This window comes from uncultured Thiodictyon sp. (assembly GCA_903837595.1).
GTDB lineage: Bacteria > Pseudomonadota > Gammaproteobacteria > Chromatiales > Chromatiaceae > Thiodictyon.
Map to the genome: position 1 here is coordinate 1 of CAILVI010000257.1, position 6309 is coordinate 6309.

A 6309-nucleotide genomic window follows, 5' to 3' on the forward strand; every position below is an offset into this window, starting at 1 on the left:
ATCGCCGGTACCGGTCTTGCCGCCGACCAGCAATGGCTTGCCGTCCGGTCCTTTGTAGGCCCCCTTGACCCGCACCGCGGTACCCTGTTCCACCACGCCCGCGAGCGCGCCGCGCGCGGCCGCAGCGACTTGCGGCAACAGCACCTGCTCACCCTCGCGCTTGGGCATCTGCAGTCGTGTCTCGTAGGGCGTGCCGGCGGCAAAGTCCAGGGTTTCATAACGCACCAGCGACCGGCGTTTCCCGTCATTCAGCAGAATCCCGACCAATTCAGCCAGTGCCGCGGGACGGTCCCCCGAGGCACCGATGGCGCTGGCATAGGATGGCGTCATCGTCTCGAAGGGGTAACCCACCCGCTTCCAGGCATCATAGATCTTCATAAAGGCGTCAGTTTCGAGCAGGGTCGCAATGCGCGTATCCTGCGCCTGCCGACGGCCGTCTTTCATCAGCCAGCGATAGACCTGCTGGCGCTGCTCGACGCTCGCGGCTACCACCTCGCTGAAGTTGGCGCTCGAATGCTCCGCCAGGTAGCCGACCAGCCAGAGCTCCAGCGGATGGATACGCGCGAGATAGCCGCGATCTTGCAGATCGAAATGCTCCACCGAATATTTCTGATAGAGTTCGTCGATGTCCTGCGCGGACAGCGCCGGGTGCTGGGCGCGCATCCAAGCGGCAAAGGCGGCGACGTCGCGCTGCGGATACACCGACCGGTAGAGCGTGGCCAAGCGATGCGGCAAGGGATACACGCCTTCGGTCAGCAAGGCCAGGGCCTGCGCCCCACGCTTGCCGCGGTACTTTTTATAGAACCGGTACAGATAGGTTTGCCCTTCTTTGTCGACAAAGCGCTCCAGATACGCCTGCCGCATCTCACCATCGTCTTCCTCAATCCAGTGCGCCACGCCCTGCGGATTGTAGAGATGATAATGGACAAGCTCACGCATCAGCCTGATGAAGACCAGGTTCACCGAGTTCTGTAGCGCCTGGCGGACCGTCATGATGGAGCCGTTATCTGAACTGTTGAAATTGGCAAAGGTATGCAGGCCACCACCGGTGAAAAACGCCTCCCCGGGGCTGGCCGAATAGCGCCGTTCGAGCGCACCTTGCAACAGCGCTGACAGGTCGATCTTGGGATTGGCGATGAGCTGTTTGATCACCCAGTCCGACAGGTGATCACGCCGATTGATCTTGAGCGTACGCAGCCGCTGGGCGGGCTGCCCCGCATATTGGCCGTGCAACTGCGCGATGATCTCCAAATAGTGGACCAGGGTCCGCAACTTGGCGGTCGAGCCCAGGTCGAGACGAATACCCTCGTTCACGTCCAGTGGCCCGGCGTAATTGTCGGCCTGGACGCGCAGGCGGTTGCCTGCCGGCCCGCGCTCAAACAGCATCAGGCTGTAGACGATGGGTTCCAAGCTGCTGGCGGGATTGAGCAGGCGGCCGCCGATCACGCCGGCCGCGCGCGCCTGCTCGGGTTGGCGCAGTTGGTGCAGGGCGTCGGTCACGGCCCGCTGGGTCGGCAGGTCGAGCGTCGCGCGCGCGGTCAAATCGAGCCGGTCCAGATCATAGAGCCGCTCCAGCCCCAAGGCGGAGGCGAGCCGGGTGCGCCAGACGTTTTTGGTCTTGCCGTCGTCGGCGCTCGCCGCCAAGACGGGCACCGGATGCGCCCCGGGGGGCGTCCTCACCCGCAACGCGGCATCGCGCAGTGCGCCACTGATGATTCCGCGGGTGGCCAGCAGACGCAAATGGCTGTCGGCCAGGGTTTGCAGATCGGCCCGCCCATCGCGCAAATACGCGGCGGGGCGGCGCTGGGAGAGCAGCAGGCACAAGACCTGACGATAGGCGCGGGCCTGCGGCTCGGTGACCCCGGTGGCGCCTTGGTCGGCAGCGAGACTGCCGGCGCTCAGCAGCGCGTTGACGGTATCGAAATCGGCCCCGAACCAGGCCCAGAGACCATCCCCGAGACCATGCACCTCACCATACTCGGGCACCGCTGCGAGCGGTATGGCATTCAAATAGTTGAGTGCAATGGCGCGTCGCACCTCCAGGGTCTGCGGCCCCCCGAGGTAGGTCCGCAACGAGGCGCTACCCATCTGCCGAACCTTGTCCGGCGCAGACCTGGTACGACCACCAGGGGAATGGCGGAATTTTTCGAGCTGGGTCGCGAGCGTGCTGCCGCCCGAGACATGCAGATTGGCCCCAAGCTTGCGCGCCGCGAGGGCCGCGCTGGCACGGGCAAAGCGATCCCATTCGACCACCGGGTTGATGTGCGGATAGCGCTCCTCCAACAACTCACGGTTCTCGATAAACAGCAGGGTATCGAGCACCAGGGGCGGGATGGACTGAAAATCGGGGTAGACCCGGTCCGGATAGGCCACCTCAAACAGGGCCTTGCCATCACGATCATAGAGCCGCAGCCCAGCCCGGGTCTTTTCTGGATAGGGGGCGTTGAAGCCCCAATCCATCGCACGCAGGAGCGTCGGCGAGAGGCGCGCCTGGGCGCCAATAGTAAATCCCTCGCCTTGAAGCCGCGGCAGGAAGGCCGGCAGTTGCGCATAACCCAGCCGCTGATCATAGGGTCCGTCAGTCGGATAGCGGATGGCCGGGCTGGGCCCCGGTTCCATCTGAAAGCGCATCCGTTGCGCGATGGCCGAGAAGTAGCGCGCCTGCAACTCAGAGGTCTTCATTTCCTCCGTGACCAAGTAGGCACCGCTCGCCAACAACGCCGCCGCCCCCCACACCAGGGTCTTGAGAAACACCGCACTGCCCTCCCCTTGTTTCTTGCGTTTCCTAGAAATACCGAGCAGTTATACCGAATCGGCCGGCACCTCGACGGTACTCATCGTCGCGGCCAACCAACGCAGCGCACCCTACACCACCGGTGCGGCCGGTCCTGATATACTCACTGCCTCTCAAGCCGCCCCCCGCGTCCTTGCCATGACCGCTGACCCGGAACCGTCATGACCAATAAGCCCGATATCGACCCTCAAGAGACCCAAGAATGGCTAGACGCCCTGGATGGCGTCTTGGAGCAGGAGGGCATCGACCGCGCCCACTTCCTGCTGGAGCGTCTGATCGACAAGGCCCGGCGCTCCGGGGCCTACCTGCCCTATAGCGCCAACACCGCGTATCTCAACACGATTCCGGTACAGCAACAGGAGCACTTTGCGGGGGATCGGGCCATGGAGCGGCGCATCCGCTCCTTCGTGCGCTGGAACGCTATGGCCATGGTGGTACAGGCCAACCGGCTCTCCACCGAGCTGGGGGGCCACATCGCCTCCTTCGCCTCCAGCGCCACGCTTTTCGATGTCGGCTACAACCACTTCTTCCATGCACGCACCTCTGACCATGGGGGCGATCTGGTGTTCATCCAGGGGCACACGGCCCCGGGTATCTATGCCCGCGCCTTCCTGGAGGGCCGGATCAGCGAGGAGGAGCTGCACAACTTCCGCCAGGAGGTGGACGGCAACGGCCTGTCCTCCTATCCCCACCCCTGGCTGATGCCCAATTTCTGGCAGTTCCCCACGGTGTCGATGGGCTTAGGCCCGATCATGGCCATCTACCAGGCGCGCTTCATGCGCTACGTGCACGACCGCGGCGTGGTCAACACCAACAACCGCAAGGTCTGGGCCTTCCTGGGCGACGGGGAGATGGACGAGCCCGAATCCATGGGCGCCATCGCGCTGGCCTCCCGCGAGCGGCTGGACAACCTGATCTTCGTGGTCAACTGCAACCTCCAGCGCCTCGACGGCCCGGTGCGCGGCAACGGCAAGATCATCCAGGAGCTGGAGGCGGACTTCCGCGGGGCCGGCTGGAACGTGATCAAGGTGATCTGGGGCAGCTACTGGGACCCCTTGATCGCCCGCGACAAGCAGGGCGTGCTCTTGAAGCGCATGGAGGAGTGCCTGGACGGGGACTACCAGACCTACAAGGCGCGGGATGGCAAGTACGTCCGCGAGCACTTCTTCGGCAAGTACCCGGAACTGGCCGAGATGGTCGCCGACATGACCGACGAGGACGTCTGGCGCCTCAACCGCGGCGGTCATGACCCGGCCAAGGTCTATGCCGCGTATGCCGCCGCCGTGAAGACGACCGGCCAGCCCACCGTGATCCTGGCCAAGACCATCAAGGGCTACGGCATGGGTGTGGCCGGTGAGGGGATGAATATCACCCACTCCCAGAAGAAAATGGGCGAGGTGGCACTGAAGGCCTTCCGCGACCGCTTCAACATCCCGCTCTCGGATGACCAACTCGACGCCACCCCCTTCTACAAGCCCGCGGCCGACAGCGAGGAGATGCGCCACATCCACGCACTGCGCGAGGCCCTGGGCGGCTCCCTGCCGGCCCGTGAGGACACGGCCGCGGTGCTCCAGGTCCCGGCGCTCGCGGCCTTCGCCCCGCTCCTGGAGGGCACCGGCGACAAGGAGCAGTCGACCACCATGGCGTTCGTGCGCATCCTCAACATCTGCTTGAAGGACAAGGAGATCGGCCACCTGGTGGTGCCCATCGTCCCGGACGAGGCGCGCACCTTCGGCATGGAGGGGCTGTTCCGACAGGTCGGCATCTACTCCTCCGTCGGTCAGCTCTACCAGCCGGTGGATGCCGATCAGGTGATGTCCTACCGCGAGGACAAGAAGGGGCAGATCCTGGAGGAAGGGATCAACGAGGCTGGGGCCATGTCGTCTTGGATCGCGGCGGCCACGGCCTACGCGAACCACGGCCAGGCGATGATCCCCTTCTATATCTATTACTCCATGTTCGGCTTCCAGCGCATTGGGGATCTGGCCTGGGCGGCCGGCGACATGCAGGCCCGCGGCTTCATGATCGGCGGCACCGCCGGGCGCACCACGCTCGCCGGCGAGGGGCTCCAGCACCAGGACGGCCACAGCCACCTGCTGGCCGCCACCATCCCCAACTGCATTGCCTATGATCCCGCCTATGCCTATGAGTTGGCAGTGATCATCCAGGACGGCATGCGGCGGATGTACCAGGAGAAGGAGAACGCGTTCTACTACATCACCACGATGAACGAGAACTACCCCCAGCCGGCCCTGCCGGGCGGTCCCGATGAGATCACGGCGGGCATCACGGGGAGCGCCGCCGAGGGCACGATCGCCGGTATTTTGAAGGGCATGCACCGCGTCCAAGAGAATGATACGCGCACCCATCACGTCCAGTTGCTGGGCGCCGGCACCATCCTGCGCGAAGTCCTGGCCGCTGCCGACCTGCTCGCCAAGGACTTCGACGTGGGTGCCGACGTCTGGAGCGTCACCAGCTTCAACGAACTGCGGCGCGAGGGCATCGACACGGAGCGCTGGAACATGCTCCACCCGGAGGATGAGCGCCGGATAACCTATGTGGAGGCGCAGCTGGCGGACACACACGGCCCCATCATCGCCGCCACCGACTATATGCGTGCCTATGCCGACCAGATCCGGCCCTATTGCCCCCGCCGCTATCTGGTGCTGGGTACCGACGGTTTTGGTCGCAGCGACATGCGCAGTCAGTTACGCAAGTTCTTCGAGGTCAATCGCTACTATGTGGCGGTGGCCGCCCTCAAGGCCCTGGCGGACGAGGGCACAATCCCGGCGGCCACGGTCGCACAGGCCATCGCGAAGTACCGTATCGACCCGGAAAAGCCCAATCCGGTGACGGTCTGAGGCGCCCGACAACACAGGTTTTGGAGAACACAGCGTGGCAAACCTCGACACCATCCTGTTACCCGACATCGGCGATTTCGCCGAGGTCGAGATCATCGAGATCCTGGTCGCCCCCGGGGACCGGATCGCACCGGAACAAGCCATCCTGACCCTGGAGAGCGATAAGGCGACGATGGAGATCCCGTCCCCGCGCGGCGGGGTCGTCCAGGACCTCCTGGTCAAGGTCGGCGAGAAGATCGCGGCTGGCCGACCGCTATTGACCCTGGCGGTTGAGGGCACGGGTGCGGAGCTCCAGGCACCGCCGGTGGCCGCGCCGGTGGCCGCGCAGGCACCGATCGCCGCACCGGCACCCGAGGTCCACACCGCGACGCCGGCCCCGGCCCCAACCAAGGGCGGTGCCACCGAGACCGTCTCGGTCCTGCTCCCGGACATCGGCGACTTCTCCGATGTCCCAGTTATCGAGATCCTGGTGGCGCCGGGCGACCGGATCGCGGTGGACCAATCCATCCTGACCCTGGAGACCGACAAGGCTACCATGGAGGTCCCCTCGCCCCAGGCCGGGGTGGTGGAGGGCCTCGCGGTGCAGCTGGGGGATAAACTGAGCCAGGGCGACCTGATACTCACCCTCCAGGTGGATGTCGGCGGTGGCGCGGC

Annotated in this window: 3 protein-coding genes; 2 read left to right on the forward strand and 1 reads right to left on the reverse strand. The window is 65.0% G+C overall.

The genetic code is table 11. From position 1 onward, the window contains the following. The coding region (locus QZY44_RS14045; protein ID WP_295447225.1) for a transglycosylase domain-containing protein at positions 1-2754 on the reverse strand (2754 nt) is incomplete at its 3' end. 201 nt (positions 2755-2955) lie between these two features. Between QZY44_RS14045 and aceE the strand changes: the two genes are divergently transcribed. Together aceE and QZY44_RS14055 are read left to right on the forward strand one after the other, a co-directional pair. Further along, positions 2956-5655, forward strand: coding sequence for a pyruvate dehydrogenase (acetyl-transferring), homodimeric type (gene aceE / locus QZY44_RS14050; protein ID WP_295447227.1), 2700 nt, complete (start codon positions 2956-2958; stop codon positions 5653-5655). Between the two features lie 34 nt (positions 5656-5689). Beyond that, a partial coding sequence (locus QZY44_RS14055) for a biotin/lipoyl-containing protein (RefSeq protein WP_295447229.1) occupies positions 5690-6309 on the forward strand: 620 nt, incomplete at its 3' end.

What these genes read in the sequence shown, in the direction of transcription:
- aceE (WP_295447227.1), top strand. Translation starts at nt 2,956, where the DNA reads ATGACCAATAAGCCCGATATCGACCCTCAAGAGACCCAAGAATGGCTA.